This is a genomic window from Kitasatospora sp. NPDC056138 (assembly GCF_042264695.1).
Taxonomy (GTDB): Bacteria; Actinomycetota; Actinomycetes; order Streptomycetales; family Streptomycetaceae; genus Kitasatospora.
Genome location: NZ_JBHJVK010000040.1, coordinates 68,730 through 84,909, shown reverse-complemented (window position 1 = coordinate 84,909; position 16,180 = coordinate 68,730). Strand labels below are relative to the sequence as shown.

General features: G+C 70.2%; 12 protein-coding genes and 1 pseudogene. 5 read left to right on the top strand and 8 right to left on the bottom strand.

Translation table 11 applies throughout. From position 1 onward, the window contains the following. On the bottom strand, window positions 1–1,508 hold a 1,508-nt coding region (acs, locus tag ACFC1R_RS23485; protein ID WP_375941597.1), incomplete at its 3' end, for an acetate--CoA ligase. A gap of 453 nt (window positions 1,509–1,961) precedes the next feature. On the opposite strand from acs, the gene ACFC1R_RS23480 reads away from it, so the two are divergent. Then, window positions 1,962–2,426 (top strand): hypothetical protein, encoded by a 465-nt coding sequence (locus tag ACFC1R_RS23480; RefSeq protein ID WP_375941595.1) that lies wholly within the window; start codon window positions 1,962–1,964, stop codon window positions 2,424–2,426. A 193-nt stretch (window positions 2,427–2,619) separates the two neighbouring features. Here the strand turns inward: ACFC1R_RS23480 and ACFC1R_RS23475 are convergent, their stop codons facing one another. Both ACFC1R_RS23475 and ACFC1R_RS23470 read right to left on the bottom strand, forming a co-directional pair. Then, complete coding sequence (locus ACFC1R_RS23475) at window positions 2,620–4,977, bottom strand: SulP family inorganic anion transporter (protein ID WP_375941593.1); 2,358 nt, start codon at window positions 4,975–4,977, stop codon at window positions 2,620–2,622. A gap of 368 nt (window positions 4,978–5,345) precedes the next feature. After that, a complete protein-coding gene (locus ACFC1R_RS23470; RefSeq protein ID WP_375941591.1) occupies window positions 5,346–6,344 on the bottom strand; it encodes an ATP-binding protein in 999 nt (332 codons plus the stop codon). Window positions 6,345–6,535: 191 nt separating this feature from the next. On the opposite strand from ACFC1R_RS23470, the gene ACFC1R_RS23465 reads away from it, so the two are divergent. Then, window positions 6,536–7,432 (top strand): oxidoreductase, encoded by an 897-nt coding sequence (locus tag ACFC1R_RS23465; RefSeq protein ID WP_375941589.1) that lies wholly within the window; start codon window positions 6,536–6,538, stop codon window positions 7,430–7,432. A 469-nt stretch (window positions 7,433–7,901) separates the two neighbouring features. Here the strand turns inward: ACFC1R_RS23465 and ACFC1R_RS23460 are convergent, their stop codons facing one another. Further along, window positions 7,902–8,819 carry an HAD family hydrolase gene (locus ACFC1R_RS23460; RefSeq protein ID WP_375941587.1) on the bottom strand — a complete coding sequence of 306 codons (918 nt, stop codon included), beginning with the start codon at window positions 8,817–8,819 and terminating at the stop codon, window positions 7,902–7,904. Window positions 8,820–9,472: 653 nt separating this feature from the next. On the opposite strand from ACFC1R_RS23460, the gene ssd reads away from it, so the two are divergent. Continuing rightward, on the top strand, window positions 9,473–10,588 hold the full coding sequence (gene ssd / locus ACFC1R_RS23455) for a septum site-determining protein Ssd (protein WP_375941585.1): 1,116 nt from the start codon (window positions 9,473–9,475) through the stop codon (window positions 10,586–10,588). Between the two features lie 305 nt (window positions 10,589–10,893). Next, window positions 10,894–11,733, top strand: a pseudogene (locus tag ACFC1R_RS23450) (TadA family conjugal transfer-associated ATPase); the annotation flags it as partial. Between the two features lie 112 nt (window positions 11,734–11,845). Here ACFC1R_RS23450 and ACFC1R_RS23445 read toward each other — a convergent pair. The 4 genes from ACFC1R_RS23445 to ACFC1R_RS23430 all read right to left on the bottom strand — a co-directional run bounded on the left by ACFC1R_RS23445 (window position 11,846) and on the right by ACFC1R_RS23430 (window position 14,575). Continuing rightward, window positions 11,846–12,391, bottom strand: a complete 546-nt coding sequence (locus ACFC1R_RS23445) for an NUDIX hydrolase (protein WP_375941583.1) — start codon at window positions 12,389–12,391, stop codon at window positions 11,846–11,848. Between the two features lie 4 nt (window positions 12,392–12,395). Beyond that, window positions 12,396–13,517 carry an adenosylhomocysteinase gene (locus ACFC1R_RS23440; RefSeq protein WP_375941581.1) on the bottom strand — a complete coding sequence of 374 codons (1,122 nt, stop codon included), beginning with the start codon at window positions 13,515–13,517 and terminating at the stop codon, window positions 12,396–12,398. Between the two features lie 433 nt (window positions 13,518–13,950). Then, window positions 13,951–14,190, bottom strand: a complete 240-nt coding sequence (locus ACFC1R_RS23435) for a hypothetical protein (protein WP_375941579.1) — start codon at window positions 14,188–14,190, stop codon at window positions 13,951–13,953. Between the two features lie 247 nt (window positions 14,191–14,437). Continuing rightward, window positions 14,438–14,575, bottom strand: a complete 138-nt coding sequence (locus tag ACFC1R_RS23430) for a hypothetical protein (protein ID WP_375941577.1) — start codon at window positions 14,573–14,575, stop codon at window positions 14,438–14,440. Between the two features lie 65 nt (window positions 14,576–14,640). On the opposite strand from ACFC1R_RS23430, the gene ACFC1R_RS23425 reads away from it, so the two are divergent. Further along, on the top strand, window positions 14,641–15,966 hold the full coding sequence (locus ACFC1R_RS23425) for a helix-turn-helix domain-containing protein (RefSeq protein ID WP_375941575.1): 1,326 nt from the start codon (window positions 14,641–14,643) through the stop codon (window positions 15,964–15,966). The last annotated feature ends 214 nt before the right edge of the window (window positions 15,967–16,180 follow it).

Below are 16,180 nucleotides of genomic sequence, written 5' to 3'. Positions count from 1 at the left end.
GCGCCGTCGCCGGCGAAGTAGCGGCCCTGGAAGCGGGACCAGTAGGTGTCGATGTAGCGCTGGTCGTCGCCCCAGATGGTGCGGAGCATGGAGGGCCAGGGCTGGGTGAGGACGAGGTAGCCGCCGGAGCCGTCGGGTACCTCGCGGCCCTCGTCGTCGACGACGGTGGCGGCGATGCCGGGCAGGGCGCGCTGGGCGGAGCCGGGCTTGGTCTCGGTGACGCCGGGCAGGGGGCTGATCATCATGGCGCCGGTCTCGGTCTGCCACCAGGTGTCGACGATGGGGGTGGTGCCGGCGCCGATGTGTTCGCGGTACCAGATCCAGGCTTCGGGGTTGATGGGTTCGCCGACGCTGCCCAGGATCCGCAGGGAGCTGAGGTCGAACTTGGCGGGGATGTCGTCTCCCCACTTCATGAAGGTGCGGATCGCGGTGGGGGCGGTGTAGAGGATGGTGACGCCGTACTTCTGGACGATCTCCCAGAAGCGGCCCTGGTGCGGGGTGTCGGGGGTGCCCTCGTAGATGACCTGGGTGGCGCCGTTGGCGAGGGGGCCGTAGACGATGTAGGAGTGGCCGGTGACCCAGCCGATGTCGGCGGTGCACCAGTAGACGTCGGTGGCGGGCTTGAGGTCGAAGACGGCGTGGTGGGTGTAGGCGGCCTGGGTGAGGTAGCCGCCGGAGGTGTGCAGGATGCCCTTGGGCTTTCCGGTGGTGCCGGAGGTGTAGAGGATGAACAGCGGGTGTTCGGCGTCGTGGGGCTGGGGGGTGTGTTCCGCGGGCTGGCGTCCGGTGATCTCGTGCCACCACACGTCGCGGCCGGGGGTGAAGGAGACGTCCTGGCCGGTGCGGCGGACCACGAGGACGTGTTCGACCTGGGGGCAGCGGTCGAGGGCCTCGTCGATGGCGGGCTTGAGCGGGGAGGGCTTGCCGCGGCGGTAGCCGCCGTCGGCGGTGATGACGAGTCTGGCGTCGGCGTCCTGGATGCGGGAGGCGACGGCGTCGGCGGAGAAGCCGCCGAAGACGACGGAGTGGGTGGCGCCGATCCGGGCGCAGGCGAGCATCGCCACGACCGCTTCGGGGATCATCGGGAGGTAGACGGCCACCCGGTCGCCCTTGGTGATGCCGAGTTCCAGCAGGGCGTTGGCGGCCCTGGAGACCTCGTCCTTGAGCTCGGCGTAGGTGATGGAGCGGCTGTCGCCGGGCTCGCCCTCGAAGTGGATCGCGACGCGGTCGCCGTGGCCGGCTTCGACGTGCCGGTCGACGCAGTTGTGGGCGACGTTCAGCCGGCCGTCGGCGAACCACTTGGCGAAGGGCGGGTTGGACCAGTCCAGGGTCTCGGTCGGCTCGACGGCCCAGTCCAGGCGGCGGGCCTGCTCGGCCCAGAAACCGAGCCGGTCCTCGGAAGCCTGCGCGTACGCGGCCGCGGTGACGTTGGCGGCCGCGGCGAGCTCCGCGGGCGGAGCGAAACGACGCTCCTCCTTGAGCAGGTTGGCCAGGCTCTCGTTGCTCAACGCGCACTCCTCATCGAGTTTCATCTGCCGGGCGATCCCGTGCGGAGGGATTGTCCCGTGTGTCCCAGCGCACAGCTCACCAGGTAAACCGCCATGTTGACAAGAGGCTCCCTTCAATTGGTTTAGACCTTTGGTTGCTGCAGGTGGGAGCCGTGGGCATCACCCCGGGCCAAAGGCGTTGCCCCGCCTCGGCGAACGCCCGGGCCGCAGATCCGCGCAGGTCCCGACGGGCTCCGCGGCAACCGTCCACTGCGAGAGGTCTTGACGGGACGTCCGGCCGGTACTCCACTGACGGTACGGGCCCGCTGCCGCCACTCGCGGGCCCGCTCCTCAGCGCACCGCTCCTGCACGGGGGGACGAAGCATGCCCGGAACTCCCTCGACTCCCACCGCCTCGGCCCACTTTGACGCTCCTCTCCTGCCTCCCCTCCCCGGGGACTTCGCCGTTGTCCGGATGAGCGGTCGGATCGGCCGCCTGATCAGGATCGGACAGTGGCTCAACGGCGATGGATTCGCCGACTTCGAGCACGCCTTCGTCTACGTCGGTGACGGCGAGTTGGTGGAGGCCGAACCCGGCGGTGCCCGGCTCGGGCCGCTGACCGCCTACCGGGGCCAGCCGATCCGCTGGTCGACCGACCGGTTCCCGCTGACCGAGGAACAGCGGCACGCCGTCGTCGCGGCGGCCCGCGGCTTCATCGGCGTCCCCTACAGTGCGGCCGACTACTTCGCGCTCGCCGCGCACCGCTTCCACCTTCCGATCGGCCCGCTGATCAAGGCCTACGTGGCGGACAGCCGGCACATGATCTGCTCCCAACTCGTGGACCGGTGCTACCAGGACGCCGGTGTCCACCTCTTCGGTGACGGCCGCTGGCCGGGGTACGTCACACCGGCGGACCTGGCCGCCCTCCTGAGCCCCTGAGCCGCCCCCCGGGCCCGCGAACCATCCTTCCGATCCTCCGAAGCGTCCTCCCCCCGCTTCCGAAAGGCCCGCCCGTCGGTGCTTCTGAGGCCCTGCCGCCTGGAGCGGTTCGACTCCGAAGCTCCCGACGGGCCCGCAATGGCCGGGCCCGGTCCTGTCCGACCGGGCCCGGCGGGCGCCGGAGCGCGCGACGTCAGGCTGCCACTGGCCGTTCGTCGTGCTCTTCCTCCGACACGGACACGAACCGGCCCCTCTCCCGGTCCAAGACGTACGCCTGGGCGGTGGCGAAGTCGAAGTACATGCCGACCAGCCGCAGGGTGCCCGCGTTGACCCGGCGCTCCACCGCCGGATTGGCGAGCAACTGGTCCAACTGCTGGACCACGTTGGTGATGCAGAGCTGTTCGGCGAGATCGGTCACCGGTCGGCCGGCGAACTCGGCGGGCGCCCGCTTCAGCCGGGCCAGCGACCCGCGCCCGTTGCGCAGCCAGCGGGCCAGCGGCGTCGGTGGCCCGGGATGCTCGTGGACCCCGTCCAGCAGGGCCTTCATGGCACCGCAGCCGGAGTGCCCGCAGATGGTGATGCTGCGGACCTCCAGCACCTCGACGGCGTACTGCACCGCAGCCGCCACCGAGTCGTCGGCGGCGCCCGGCTCGTACGGTGCGGGGACCAGGTTCCCGATGTTCCGCACCGTGAACAGGTCGCCCGGGCCGCTGTGAGTGATCATGCTGGTGACCAGGCGGGAGTCGGCGCAGGTCAGGAAGAGCTGCGAGGGGGTCTGGCCCTCGCGCGCCAGTCGGGCCAGTTCGTGGCGGACCAGGGGCGCGGTGTGCTGCTGGAAACCGCGGACCCCGTCCAGCAGGCGGCCGTGCGGGTCCTCGTGGCTCTGCTCGATGCAGTGGTGGCCGCCCCAGGGCGTCCAGGCCCGGCAACGGTGCGGACCGGGGGAGCTGCCGACGCGGACGGTGCCGTCCGGGTCCAGTACCCCGTCGTCGTGGCGCTCCGTCAGGACCGCGACCCGGCCACCCCCGGCCTGGTGGCCGACCCGCCAGGCGTGCACCTGCTCGTACGCCGCGTGGTCGAGGAACGATCCGTCGTGGGCCACGGTCACCCGGGCACCGGCGGGGATCAGGGCGAGCGCCCGGCTCAACCGGGGGACGGCGGCGAAGGTGAGCGGGCCGTGGGTGCGGACCAGGTACGAGCCGTCCGGCTCTTCCGACACGTCGACATGGGCTCGGGTCAGCCGGTACAGGGCCAGCAGGGCGGCCACCGAGCCGCCCAGCACCACGCCGAGCGGGACGCCGAGCAGGACCACGCCCAGCACCGTGGTGAGGTAGACCGGGAACTCCCGGTGCCGGTGCACCCGTCGGATGTGCGCGAAGCTCACCATCTGGATGCCGACCACCAGGACCAGTGCGGCCAGAGCGGCCAGCGGGATCCGGCGCAGCCCGCCGACCAGGGCGAGAGCGGCCAGGGCCACCCAGAGCCCGTGCAGCGCCGCGGACCTCCGGGTGGCGGCGCCGGCCCGGATGTTGGCGGTACTGCGGACGGCTCCGCCGGCCACCGGCAGCCCGCCGAGCAGCCCGCTCAGCAGATTGGCGGCGCCCTGCCCGCGGAGCTCGCGGTTGAGGTCGCCCGAGCCGTGGGTCATCCGGTCCACGGCGACGGCGGAGAGCAGCGACTCCACGCTTGCCACGGCCGTCACCGTCAGCACGGCGGTGAGCAGTACGGGCCAGTGCTGGACGACCACGGCGAGGCTGGGGGCCGACGCGAGGTCGTGCTCCGCCCAGGCGGGCAGTTCGACCCGGGCGAGGCTGAGCCCGAGGCCGATGGAGAGCCCGGTGCCGGCGGCGACGGCCACCAGGGCGGCGGGCACCCGGGCCAGCGCGCTGCCGACCCGGCCCGCCGTGCCGGGGAGGCGGCCGAGCCGGGGCCAGCCGCAGAGGACGGCCACGGCGACCGCGCCGACCGCGAGCGCGGGCAGGTGCGGGACGGAGAGCTGGCCGGGGAGCGCGAGCAGGTTGGCCAGCGCGGAGCTCTGCGGTGAGCCGCCGAGCACCACGTGCAGCTGGGCGATGGCGATGCTGAGGCCGACACCGGCCAGCATCCCGTGCACGACCGCGGGCGAGACGGCCAGCGCGGCGCGCGCCACCTTCAGCGAGCCGAGCAGCAGCTGCAGCAGCCCGGCGGCCACGGTGACGGCGCAGGTGGCCTGCCAGCCGAACTGGGCGGTCAGCCCGGCGACGATCACGGTGAGCGCTGCCGAGGGGCCGCTGACCTGGAGCGGCGTACCGCCGAGGAGCCCGACCACCAGACCGCCGACGGCGGCGGCCACCAGTCCTGAGGTGAGCGGCGCGCCGGTGGCCAGGGCGATGCCGAGCGAGAAGGGGACGGCGACCAGGAAGACCACCAGGGAGGCCGCGAGATCGTGCAGGAGGAACGCGGACCGCGCCGGGGGGTTGACGGCGGCTGCGGTGTCCGGTGACGCGGTGTCCGGTGGTGCGTGGTCGGTGGTGTCGGAGGCGATCGGTGCGCTGGAGATGTCGAGGGTCATGTCTTCCCGTCTTTCCGGGGAACGAACGCAGTCAGGTCCGGGGATGGGGCGCGGGGGCGGATCGGCTGTCGTGGGTCGCAGCGGTGTGGCGGGATGGCGTGGGCGCGGCGGGGGAGTGTCGCGGGCGGCCCGTTAACCATCAAGAATCGGTAAACCGAGAGTAATGAGATCTTTGCACAGAGTGAAATCGGGGAGAAGGAAACGGGTCTGGATTCATCCCTACGGGTGGCAGTGCCGCTGGTCGGGAATACCCCCCTGAGCAGCGCGAAGGCCGACACCCGGTCAGTGGGTGTCGGCCTTCGCGCGGATCTCGGGCGGCTCTGCTCCCGGCCTGGTGCCGGCCCGGCCCCCGGAGCCGGGGGCTGCTGTCAGGCGTGGGCGGCGTCCAGGTGGTCCACGGTGTGCTCGGCGCCGAGTACGAACTCCTCGTCGATCTGCGCCGCGAGGTCGATGCCGACCTTCGCGTTGCCCCAGCTCTCCGCGTTGCGGAGGTGGAAGTGGACGGCCTGCCTGGTGTAGCGGTGCGGGTCGCGGAGCCCGAAGGTCGCATCCGCCTCCGCCTTGAGCTGGGCGAGCACCGTGCGGTTGGCGGGCTCCAGCGTCCTCAGCTCCGGCTCGGCGCCCTGCTCCAGCCGTCGGACCCAGGCGGACTGGGCGAAGACGGCGAGCAGGTCCTCGCCCACCTCGCGCTGGAGGAAGGCCAGATCCTCCGGGCCCTGCACCTTGTTGCCGACGACCCGCAGGGCGACACCGAAGTCCCGCGCGTAGTCCTTGTACTGGCGGTACACCGAGATGCCCTTGCGGGTCGGTTCGGCCACCAGGAAGGTCAGGTCGAAGCGGGTGAACAGGCCGGAGGCGAAGGAGTCCGAGCCCGCCGTCATGTCGGTGACGACGTACTCGTCGGGGCCGTCGACCAGGTGGTTCAGCAGTAGTTCGACGGCGCCGACCTTGGAGTGGTAGCAGGCGACGCCCAAGTCCTCCTCGGCGAAGGCCCCGGTCGCCAGCAGGCGCACGGAGCCCTCGTCGAGCGCGATCGGCCGGGCGCAGCCCGCGTACACCGGGTTCTCCTCGACGATCCGCAGCAGGCGTGAACCCCGGCCGGGCGGCGTGGTTTTGATCATCTCCTCGGCGGAGCCGATCAGCGGGTTGCTGCCGCGCAGGTACTCCTTGATCTGCGGCAGGTGTTCGCCGAGGGCGGGCAGCGCCGCGGTCTGATCGTCGGTCAGCCCGAGCGTGGTGCCGAGGTGTTGGTTGATGTCGGCGTCGACGGCGATGACCGGGCGCCCGGCGGCGGCCAGATGCCGGATGAACAGCGCCGACAGCGTGGTCTTGCCGCTGCCGCCCTTGCCGACGAAGGCGATCTTCATCTGGGACCCCGACTCTCACTTCGGCCGGCTGTGCGTCGCCGGAGGTTGTTGGAAACCGTTATCGTCACCGATAGTGGCCATGCTAACCGTGGTTTGGGGTCACGCAGGGGCGGGAATCGAGGATTGCCTCAAACGGGTGATGCCGGGGTTGCTGTGTCGGCATGCAGGGGTGGTTCATTACTCTCGGGTAGGTGACCACTGGAACTGATCCCCTCGCCCCGCTGGCAGAGCTCCCCGGGGTGCCCGAGGCCGTTGCCGAGGTGCGCAAGGCCGTGGACCGGCTGTACGGGCACCGCGTGATGCGCCGCCGTTCGCACGAGGTGACCTCGGAGGCCGCCCTGCGCGGGGCGCGTGCCTCCGCCGCCCTGGACGGCGCGGACTGGCCGTTGGAGGAGGTGCGCCGCCGCAGCGACTTCGGGGCCGATCCCGAGGCGCGCACGGTCGGTGGTGCGCTGCGGATCTCCGCCGAGGCCGGGCAGCTGCTGAGTGTGTGGCGGCACTCGCCGCTCCAGGTCCTGGCCCGGCTGCACCTGCTGGCGGTCGGGGACGCGGACGCCGCCGCCGGGCGGCCGCGACGTGCGGGGGAGCCCGCGGCCGAGCTCTTCCCGCTGGAGCTGGCGGCCGCGGAGGGCGTGGGCGCGGACCACGGGCCGCGGGTGTCCGGTGCGGCGGAGCTCCCTGCCGCACCGTCGGCCGAGGAGGTCGCGGCGCGCCTCGACCAGCTCTCCCAGTTGCTGGTGGCCCGCGCCGAGGGTGTGGCGAGCGGTACTCCCGCGCTGGTGGTGGCAGCAGTGGTGCACGGTGAACTGCTCGCGCTGCGGCCGTTCTCCTCGCACAACGGGGTGATCGCCCGGGCCGCGCAACGCATCGTGCTGATCGCCGAGGGGCTCGACCCCAAGGCGATCTGCCCGTCGGAGGTGGGTTTCGCCGAGCTGGGCACGGCGGCGTACCGAACTGCCCTGCAGGGCTACCTCAGTGGGACGGCGGAGGGCATGGCCGCCTGGATCGCGCACTGCGGCCAGGCGCTCCGCCTGGGCGTCCGGGAGAGCACGGCGGTCTGCGAGGCGATGCAGCGCGGCATGGTCTGAGCGCGGTTGCGGAGCCGCCCGGGCCCGGCCGGGCGGCGAGCGTTTCGCGCAGAACGTTCCGCCAGGGCGTTACGGGCAGAGTTGCGGCGGCACCTGATCCTGCTGGGTGCCGCCGCTGGTACAGGTACCGGGTTACCAAGCATGCACCGTAAGTGCCCATCAGGCGGGGATCCTGCCCGTTCACCTGGTGCGGCGGCCCGACAGCGGGTCGGCTGCATGTGGGTGCTCAGTTATCTGTACGCGGTCCGTGTGGCCTGAACTGCGTTGTCGGAATGACCCCTCTGGGTCCTGACCGGGTCTCGCGGGCCGTAACTCATTTCTATCGCGGTTTGACGAAAAGCGGAACCCGAAACGAGAAGTCTTTACTTTTTGTCCGGATCGTCCTGATCCGTTGGCTTTCGGGTCGGGCCCGCAGTGGCCCGTGGGGGCCGGGCCCGACCCGCGTTCCGCCGGGGCGTGTCCGGGTGGATCAGGCGGTTGGGCGGCGCCGCTTGGCCGCCGCGTACCAGACCGCCCCGGCCGTCAGCAGTGCGGTGCCGACCGCGACGGCCGTCACCACCGAGCGGCTGGGTGCACTGAAGTCCGGGAGCCGGCGCCGGAGTTCGACCGGGCGGTCGAAGACCAGGACCGGCCAGTCGCGGGCCAGCGCCTCCTTGCGCAGAGCGCGGTCCGGGTTCACCGCCGACGGGTGGCCGACCGCCTCGAGCAGCGGCAGGTCGGTCGAGGAGTCGCTGTACGCGTAGCAGTTGGTGAGGTCGTAGCCCTCGGTCGCGGCCAACTCGCGGATCGCCGCTGCCTTGTTCTCGGCGTAGGCGTAGTACTCGATCTCGCCGGTGTACCGGCCGTCCTCGATCTTCAGCCGGGTGGCGATCACGTGGTCCGCGCCGAGCAGGGTCCCGATCGGCTCGACCACCTCGGAGCCCGAGCTGCTGACGATCACGACATCACGGCCGGCCGCGTGGTGCTGCTCGATGAGGGAGGCGGCCTCGTCGTAGATGATCGGGTCGATCAGGCCGTGCAGGGTCTCGGCCACGATCTCGCGGACCTGCTGGACGTTCCAGCCCCGGGTCAGTGCGGAGAGGTACTCGCGCATCTTCTCCATCTGGTCGTGGTCCGCGCCGCCGACCAGGAAGACGAACTGGGCGTAGGCGCTCTTCAGCACGGCCCGACGATTGATCAGTCCGCCCTGGTAGAAGGGGCGGCTGAACGCCAGGGCGCTCGACTTGGCGATGATCGTCTTGTCGAGGTCGAAGAAAGCGGCGGTTCGTACCGCGCCATACTGGCGACGAGGGGCGGCTGCGGGTGCCGGTTCGGCGCCGTCCGGTGCGGAACGGTGCGCGGAGTTCCCGTCGTGCCCGGCGATGTCGGCGTTCTCGGTGGTGTCCACGGGATCCGAGGATAGAGGGCCCGGCAAAACACCCCGCCATTCGGCGTACTCGTGGGCGTGCGGGTTTGTGTTTCTGGCCGCTCGGGTACACCATGGAAGTCACGGATCGTTCGCGACCGTGCTAACCCGGTCCGGCTCCTCCCCCCCGAGTCGGGCTGTGGATAGACGACCCCCGCTCTCCCCCCCGGCGGGGGTCGTCGCACGTCCGGGGCCATTTTCCGGGGTTCTTGAGGGGGCTGGGGAAGTCCTGCCGAAGGTTTTCGCGGCGGGTGGGGGCGATCATCCCGGTCGGTTGACCGACTCCGCTTCGTTACTCTCCGTATCCATTGGACCTTGGTCCGTGAGGCGCGGCTCCGCCCCCTCGCGGTGGTTCCCGGAGGAGATGCGACCACTGGGCTCCCGTGCTTCTCGGCAGTCCCGATGGCGTCAATTCTTCGGTCATTACCCCACCGGACGGGTGAACGCAGTTATCCACAGCCCCGACTTATCCACAGGTAATCGGAAGGGGGATGACGGATTCCGTCGCGCCCGTCACCTTGGTGTCCGGGCAGCTGCCGCTTCGCAGTCGGGGAGGCCGCTGACAACCCACCGGCGGGCGCCGGGGCCGAGGTCGGGCCCGGCGCCCGGACAGCACCTCACCGGGGGAGACAGCCATGTCAACACCCACCACAGACCGCCATCCGGCCGATCGCGCGGCCCCCTCGGGCCCGCTCATCGTCACCGAGAACGAGACCCTCGTCGAACATCTGCTCAGGCTCTGCGCCGCCGCAGGCACCGACCCGCACCTGCTGGGCGGCGCGCCACCCTCCCGGGACCTCTGGGAGAGCGCGCCGCTGGTGCTGGTCGGCGACGACCAGGCGGAGCGCTGCGCAGGTCTGGGGCGCCGGGCCGGCGTCCTGCTGCTCGGCATCGACCTGGACGACTGCGAGGTCTGGGTCCGGGCCGTCCAACTCGGCGCCGAGCACGTGCTGTTCCTGCCCGATGCGCAGGCGTGGCTGCTGGACCGGATCGCCGATGCGGCCGAGGGCGTCGGCCCGCCCGCCCTGACGGTCGCCGTGCTCGGCGGCCGTGGCGGGGCCGGGGCCTCGACGCTGGCCTGCGCCCTCGCGATCACCGCAGCCCGGACGGGCCGCCGCACCATGCTCATCGACGCCGACCCGTTGGGCGGCGGGCTCGACGTCCTGCTCGGCGGCGAGGGCACGGGCGGCCTGCGCTGGCCCGACCTGGCCGGATCGCGCGGCCGGGTCAACGGAGCCGAACTGGCCAAGGCCCTTCCCGAGTTGCACCACCTGACGGCCCTCTCCTGGGACCGCGGCGACACACTCACCGTGCCGCCCGAGGCGATGCGCAGCGTGCTGGCCGCAGCCCGCCGCCGAGGTGGGCTGGTCGTTCTGGATCTGCCGAGGCACCTCGATTCGGCGGCCGGGCAGGCACTCGAACAGGCCGACACCGGGCTGCTGGTGGTCCCGGCGGAGCTGCGCGCCATGGCGGCGGCCGACCGGGTGGCCTCGGCCGCCAGGATGCGCCTTTCCGACCTGCGGGCAGTCGTCCGAGTGCCGGGGCCGGCCGGGCTGGCGGGCCCGGAGATCGCCCGGGGCCTGGGGATGCGGCTGGCCGGAGAGCTGCCGCAGGAGCCGGGGCTCGGCATCGACGTCGAGCGGGGAGCGCCGCCGGGCATCCGCGCGAAGGGGCCGTTGGCGCGCTTCTGCGGCCGTTTTCTGGACGAGGCCATGCCGCCGGTTGCGGCGGACGGAGGGGGAGCGCTGTGACGGGCCGTCTGCGGGGGCCGAGCAGGCCGGGGGAGTACGACAGGAGCACAACCGGGCCGCACCGGCGGTCTCTCGGTGCCGGCGCGCGCCTCGGCGCCCGACAGCACGGGCCGGACCAGGCCGGTACCGGTCGGACGCGGCCGGGCACGGGCGATCGGAGCGCGGCGGTGGAGACGGGCGGGCCCCAGGTGTCCGGCGGTCCGCAGCCGGTCGGTCAGGGAAGGCCCGGTAGGGCGGAGGGCGGTGGATCCGGGCAGGCGGCGTCGGCGGCTGTCGGCGGGCGGCCCGACCCACGGGCGACAGCCCTGCTCGATGCGGTCCGGCTGCGCCTGGCCGAGGCCGGCGCGCAGCCCACCGCCAGGTCGGTGGCGGCGGCGGTGCGGGCCACCAGGCCGCCGCTGGGCGGCGACGACGTCCTCGACGCCGTACGGGTACTCCGCTCGGAGCTGGTCGGAGCAGGGCCGCTCGACCAACTGCTCGGCGAGCCGGACGTGACCGACGTCCTGGTGAACGGGCCTGACGAGGTGTGGGTCGACCGGGGCGCCGGGCTGCAACGGGTGCTCGGCATCCGGTTCCCGGACGCCGCCGCCGTACGCCATCTGGCGCACCGGCTGGCGACCGCGGCCGGGCGGCGGCTCGACGACGCCAGGCCGTGGGTCGACGCCAGGCTGCCGAACGGGACTCGCCTGCACGCCGTGCTCCCGCCGATCGCCGCCAATTGCACCCACATCTCGCTCCGGATCTCCCGCTCCCGCCCGTTCACCCTGGCGGAGCTGGTGGCGGGCGGCTCACTGCCCCCGGCTGGAGCCGACCTGCTCTCGGCGGTGCTGGACGCCAGGCTCTCGCTGCTGATCAGCGGGGGCACCGGCACCGGCAAGACCACCCTGCTGGCAGCACTGCTGGGGCTGGTCGGGCCGGGCGAGCGGATCGTGCTGGCCGAGGACTCGGCCGAACTCCGTCCGGCCCACCCCCATGTGGTGCGGCTCCAGGGCAGACCGCCGAACCAGGAGGGCCTCGGCGAGCTGACCCTGCGGGACTTGGTCCGACAGGCGCTGCGGATGCGCCCGGACCGCCTGGTGGTCGGGGAGGTCCGGGGAGCCGAGGTGGTCGACCTGCTGGCGGCGCTCAACACGGGGCACGAGGGCGCGTGACCATGCAAACCGTACAGGCAATGCCCGACCACGCAGAAGCCCCGCCCATGCGCGACGGGGGACGACGCATGGACGGGGCTGCCCTTGCCCCGTGTAGCAGTGATGATCAGGCTGTCAGGGCTTCCACGCGTGCCTTGAGCCGTACGTCAGTGATGCTGGCGATCGGTCGCCAGGTGTACCCGCTGACCTCCTCTTCCTGGAGCGTCACAAGCTCGCTTCCCGTCGTGCGGAACACGAACCGGAAGTCGATGTGGAAGTGGTCCGGCTCGCCCTTGGTGGGGTTCTCCGGGATCGGATGCACATCGATGTGCACGGGGCCGTCCACGGCCAGCGTGACCGCTTCGGTCGGGATGCCTGCCTCTTCGGTCAGCTCGCGGAGCGCGGCACCGCTCAGCGTGGCGTCCTCGGCTTCCAGGTGCCCACCCGGGGTGAGCCACTTGTCGAGTGCCACGTGATGGATGAACAGCACGTGCTTGTGCTCGTTGACCAGGACGGCACCGGCCGTGGCGTGGCCCCGGAACTCCTTGCGGCTGGACAGCTCAGCGCCGGAGTCCAGCAGCGACAGCGGCAAGGCCAGGTCCGCCTTGTCCTCCGGGAACTCATCAACGTAGGCCGTCAGCGTGGCGCGGATGTGGTCGGCCGTGATGGTCATGGGATCACCTGTTGTAGTAGTTGAGCCAGGTAGCGGCGATGGTCGCGCGGTCGTCCGCCGGGACTTCATGCATGGTGGCGCCGAGATCCCGCCGCGCGAGCAAGCGCACACCTGCCAGGATCTCAGCCTGAACGAGGAAGATGAACGGCCCGACGCTGGCGCCGTGCAGGAAGTTGACGGCGTTTCCGTTGTTGAGCAGGTAGAAGTAGTGGCCCGTGGTGCTGTAGCGGGTCACGTTCTCACCCGAACTGCTGCGCGTGTAGCCGTCGGGCAGTCCGTCAAGCTCCAACTCGTCCTCGCTGCTGGTGACGGTGGCGATGTAGGCGCCGTTCCGCAACAGCGGGAAGTCCTCGCCACGCAGCGAGAGAGCACCAGTGGCGCAGAGCACGAGCCCCGCCCGGCTGATGGCTTGGTCACGGTCCCGGGCCACGCTGAACCCCTGAGACAGCGCCTGCGCGCGCCGCACGGGGTCAATGTCGTACACGGTGACATGAACTCCCTTGGCGTGCAGCAGCCTTGCAATGCTTGACCCTAGCTTGCCGAAGCCGATCACAAGGGCCGGGCGGCCGTGCAGGATGTCTCCGCGCCCGCGCAACAGCGCTTCGGTGGAGAAGACCACGGACTGACCAACAAGGAAGTCTTCCGGGTCCTTGAGGGGCGAGCGGGCCACCGACACCACGGGGCACGGCAGCTTGTCCCGCTCGGCGTACCGCCTGTGCCCGTTCTCCGTGTCCTCGACCACCCCGAGGACGCGGCCCGAGAACCGGTCGCACAGCGCGTCGATCACCGGGGCGAAGTACCCGCCTACGTCCAACAGAACCACGTCTTCACCGGCCGCCCTGGTCTCCAGGTATGTTACGGCCGTGTCGGGGTTGGCGAACATCTCGCGCGACAACTCGTCGCAGGGAACGGCCTGTTCGACCTCCCGCCGCGCTGCCGGGTCGATCGACTTGGGCTTGGGCAGTACCGCCCGGAGGTTCGTCACAGCGTCCACCGCTCGCACGAACGCCGGGCGCTCCGGCAGCAGGTGCGTAACCAGCAGGGACGACGGGAGTTCCGGCGGCGCGAAATGCCCCGCGATCTTTCCGAAGTACGTGTCCAGCCGTGCGCGCTCCGAGGCTTCCACAGCTATACCCCTCCTTGTCTTCGGCGTGATTGAACCCGCCCCGACCGGCTCGACCTGTCCGGGGTTGGGGACGGCCGGGGCGGGGGTCTATGCGGGCCTGACAGCAGGCCGGGGGCTCCGGGGCCGCCTTCGGCTCCTCCGGCGCCGTCTGGGGCGGTCTGGGGTCTTCCCGGCGGTCATGCGGCTCCACCTACGGTGCCGGGCACCGTCCCGTGCGCGTCGTGCATGGCGGCAACCAACTGCGCCCGCCGTACGTACCGGTTCGCCCGCTCGAATCCGTCAACGCAGTACGGCAGCGTCACCAGTCCGGCGTCAGTCGGGATCGTCGGCCCGGGGGCTACCAGGGTCGGACGGTCACAGCAAGCACAGCGGCCAAGTCTCCAGAGCTTTCGGGGCGGCAACGGCCAGGGCGGTGCGGGCAGGACCGCGCCAGTCATCGCTGCCTCGCTTTCCTGGCACGGCGCTGGGCAGCACGCCGCATGAACGGCTCACTTGCCGACACCCCGACCATGAGCACGGGGCAGGCGGTGAACATGAACAGCGCCGCCTTGGTCGAGAACGGGGCGCTCGCGCTGAGCGGCAGCGTGGCCAGAAAGCCCACCCCCAGGCTTACCGAGATAGTTACAACAACCGCAACCAACAGCGTTGCAGCGCCGCCAAGTTGAGGCTTCACGGGGCACCCTCACCCTGCGGCCGGCCGGGGGGCTGCCGGTTGCCTAACTCCCTTGAAGGGATGATGGGTTGAATCTCACTAGCCGGAGTGTCCCACGCCACGCCCCCACCTACGGGCTTGAGCTCTACCGCGTGCTTGGTGGTGTAGCTGGGGCCGTCGTAGATCCCGTTCACGCCGTGTTTCGTGTCCCGGACCAGCTCCCCAATCTGGGGCTTGTACAGCGTCTGCGGGGGTCGTCTGCGCACGGTCATTGCCCCTCCGGAGTCTGGTCGTGAGTCTGCGCGGGCATGGCCGGTGCGGTCCGGATGACCTTCGCCGTGCGCGTGATCACGTCCGGTCGATCGCCGTATCGGTTGGCCGCGCGGCTGTCGATGGTGGAAGTCATGGTGTGTCCGTCCTGATCAACGCCAGCCGTTGTGTGAATCACCAGTACAGGGCGGCTTCTCGACCTTGAACAGCGCACGCATGCCGCATCTATGCCGCATCGGTGCCGCAGAGTCGCTGCACCACGTGCTGTGGCCTGGTAGAACAGCAGTCAGAGACTGGGAGGCGGGAATGGTAGCGCGGCGCGAGGATTTCATTAAACGGCGCAAGCTTCTTGGATTTACACAAGAATCATTGGCTCAAACCGTCGGTGTCGATCGCTCCACGGTGGGCCGTTGGGAAATGGGGCAAGTCGATCCCCAGGACTGGAACCGTCCCGCCCTCATGAAAGCTCTTCGGGTCACCGCTGATGAGCTCGAATTGCTCATCAATGCTCAGGCCGCTCCAGCGCCAGCAACGCCGGTCACGATCGTGGAGTCCAGCTATGACGACGAAATTGAAGCTCTGGAGCTTGTTCGCCGTGTCTCAGCAAGCGACGTCGGCAAAGCTACGCTTTCGCATCTAGAGCTAGCGTTTGATGAGCTGGCAACCAAGTACCCGACTGTTCCTCCGCATGAGCTGCTGGGGCAGGTACGGAAATACTCCGGATACGTCGGTCGCCTCATGGACGCGAAGAAGACGCTTGCAGAGCACCGGCAACTACTCGTCATAGGCGGATGGTTCTCCCTGCTGGGTGCGACTCTTCATATCGACCTCAACCAGCAGGACGCGGCAACGGCGAGACTGCGAACGGCAATGACGCTGGCTCAGCACGCCGACTACCCAGAAATTCAAGCTTGGTGCTACGAAACAGACGCCTGGCGTGTGCTGACGGACGGCGAATATTCCAAAGCTGTGGAATTGAGCAAGGCTGCTCTGCAAATCGCCCCAAAGGGAAGTTCTGTCGAGATCCAGGCCACAGCGCAACAAGGTCGAGCATTCGCGCGGCTAGGTAATTCTCTTGAGACGTACGCCGCAATAAGTAGGGTTCATTCCCTTTCCTCGACGGCTGGCCTGCCTAACCAGCCAGAGCATCACTTTCAGTACGATCCTGCGAAATCCGTCGCTTATACAGCTACAACACTCGCGTGGCTGGGAGATCCCGCAGCTGAGACGTATGCCCGAGAAGTAATTGCACGGCTAGCGCCGCCGGACGATATCTCGAAATGGCCGCGTCGGGTCGCCTCGGCAAATATCGACCTTGCTCTGTCGCTCGTAGCCACAGATAGGTTGGACGAAGCATGTAACGCTGCCCAGCTCGCCATGCTTTCCGGCCGAGTGGCACCCTCTAATCACTGGCGGGCGCTCGAAGTCGTTCGCGCAGTCGAGACACGGAGGATTTCGGATGCCAGGGACCTGCGAGAAGTCTACGAGGGGATGCGACTCGAAATAGAGCCACCGAAGGCCAGCTGAAGGGGATGCAAGAAAGCCCCCTGCGCCGACCATGACGGACGGTACAGGGAGCTTGTGCTGCGGGCGGGTAGCGAACCGCCACGGGTCCATGAGCTAAGTCGAGTTGACCACACGCGCTGACAGCGTGGATGGCCAACTTGCCTGCGTGAGCGAGCAGTTAGCCTCGGCCGGCCGCAGGGTCGAGATTCCCAACTCAACCTAGCCAAACAGGGGT

Bases quoted from the DNA above. Each gene is read 5' to 3' on its own strand.
- ACFC1R_RS23480 (WP_375941595.1), top strand. From the start codon at position 1,962: ATGAGCGGTCGGATCGGCCGCCTGATCAGGATCGGACAGTGGCTCAAC.
- ACFC1R_RS23475 (WP_375941593.1), bottom strand. From the start codon at position 4,977: ATGACCCTCGACATCTCCAGCGCACCGATCGCCTCCGACACCACCGAC.
- ACFC1R_RS23470 (WP_375941591.1), bottom strand. From the start codon at position 6,344: ATGAAGATCGCCTTCGTCGGCAAGGGCGGCAGCGGCAAGACCACGCTG.
- ACFC1R_RS23430 (WP_375941577.1), bottom strand. From the start codon at position 14,575: ATGACTTCCACCATCGACAGCCGCGCGGCCAACCGATACGGCGATCGA.
- ACFC1R_RS23445 (WP_375941583.1), bottom strand. From the start codon at position 12,391: ATGACCATCACGGCCGACCACATCCGCGCCACGCTGACGGCCTACGTT.
- ssd (WP_375941585.1), top strand. From the start codon at position 9,473: ATGTCAACACCCACCACAGACCGCCATCCGGCCGATCGCGCGGCCCCC.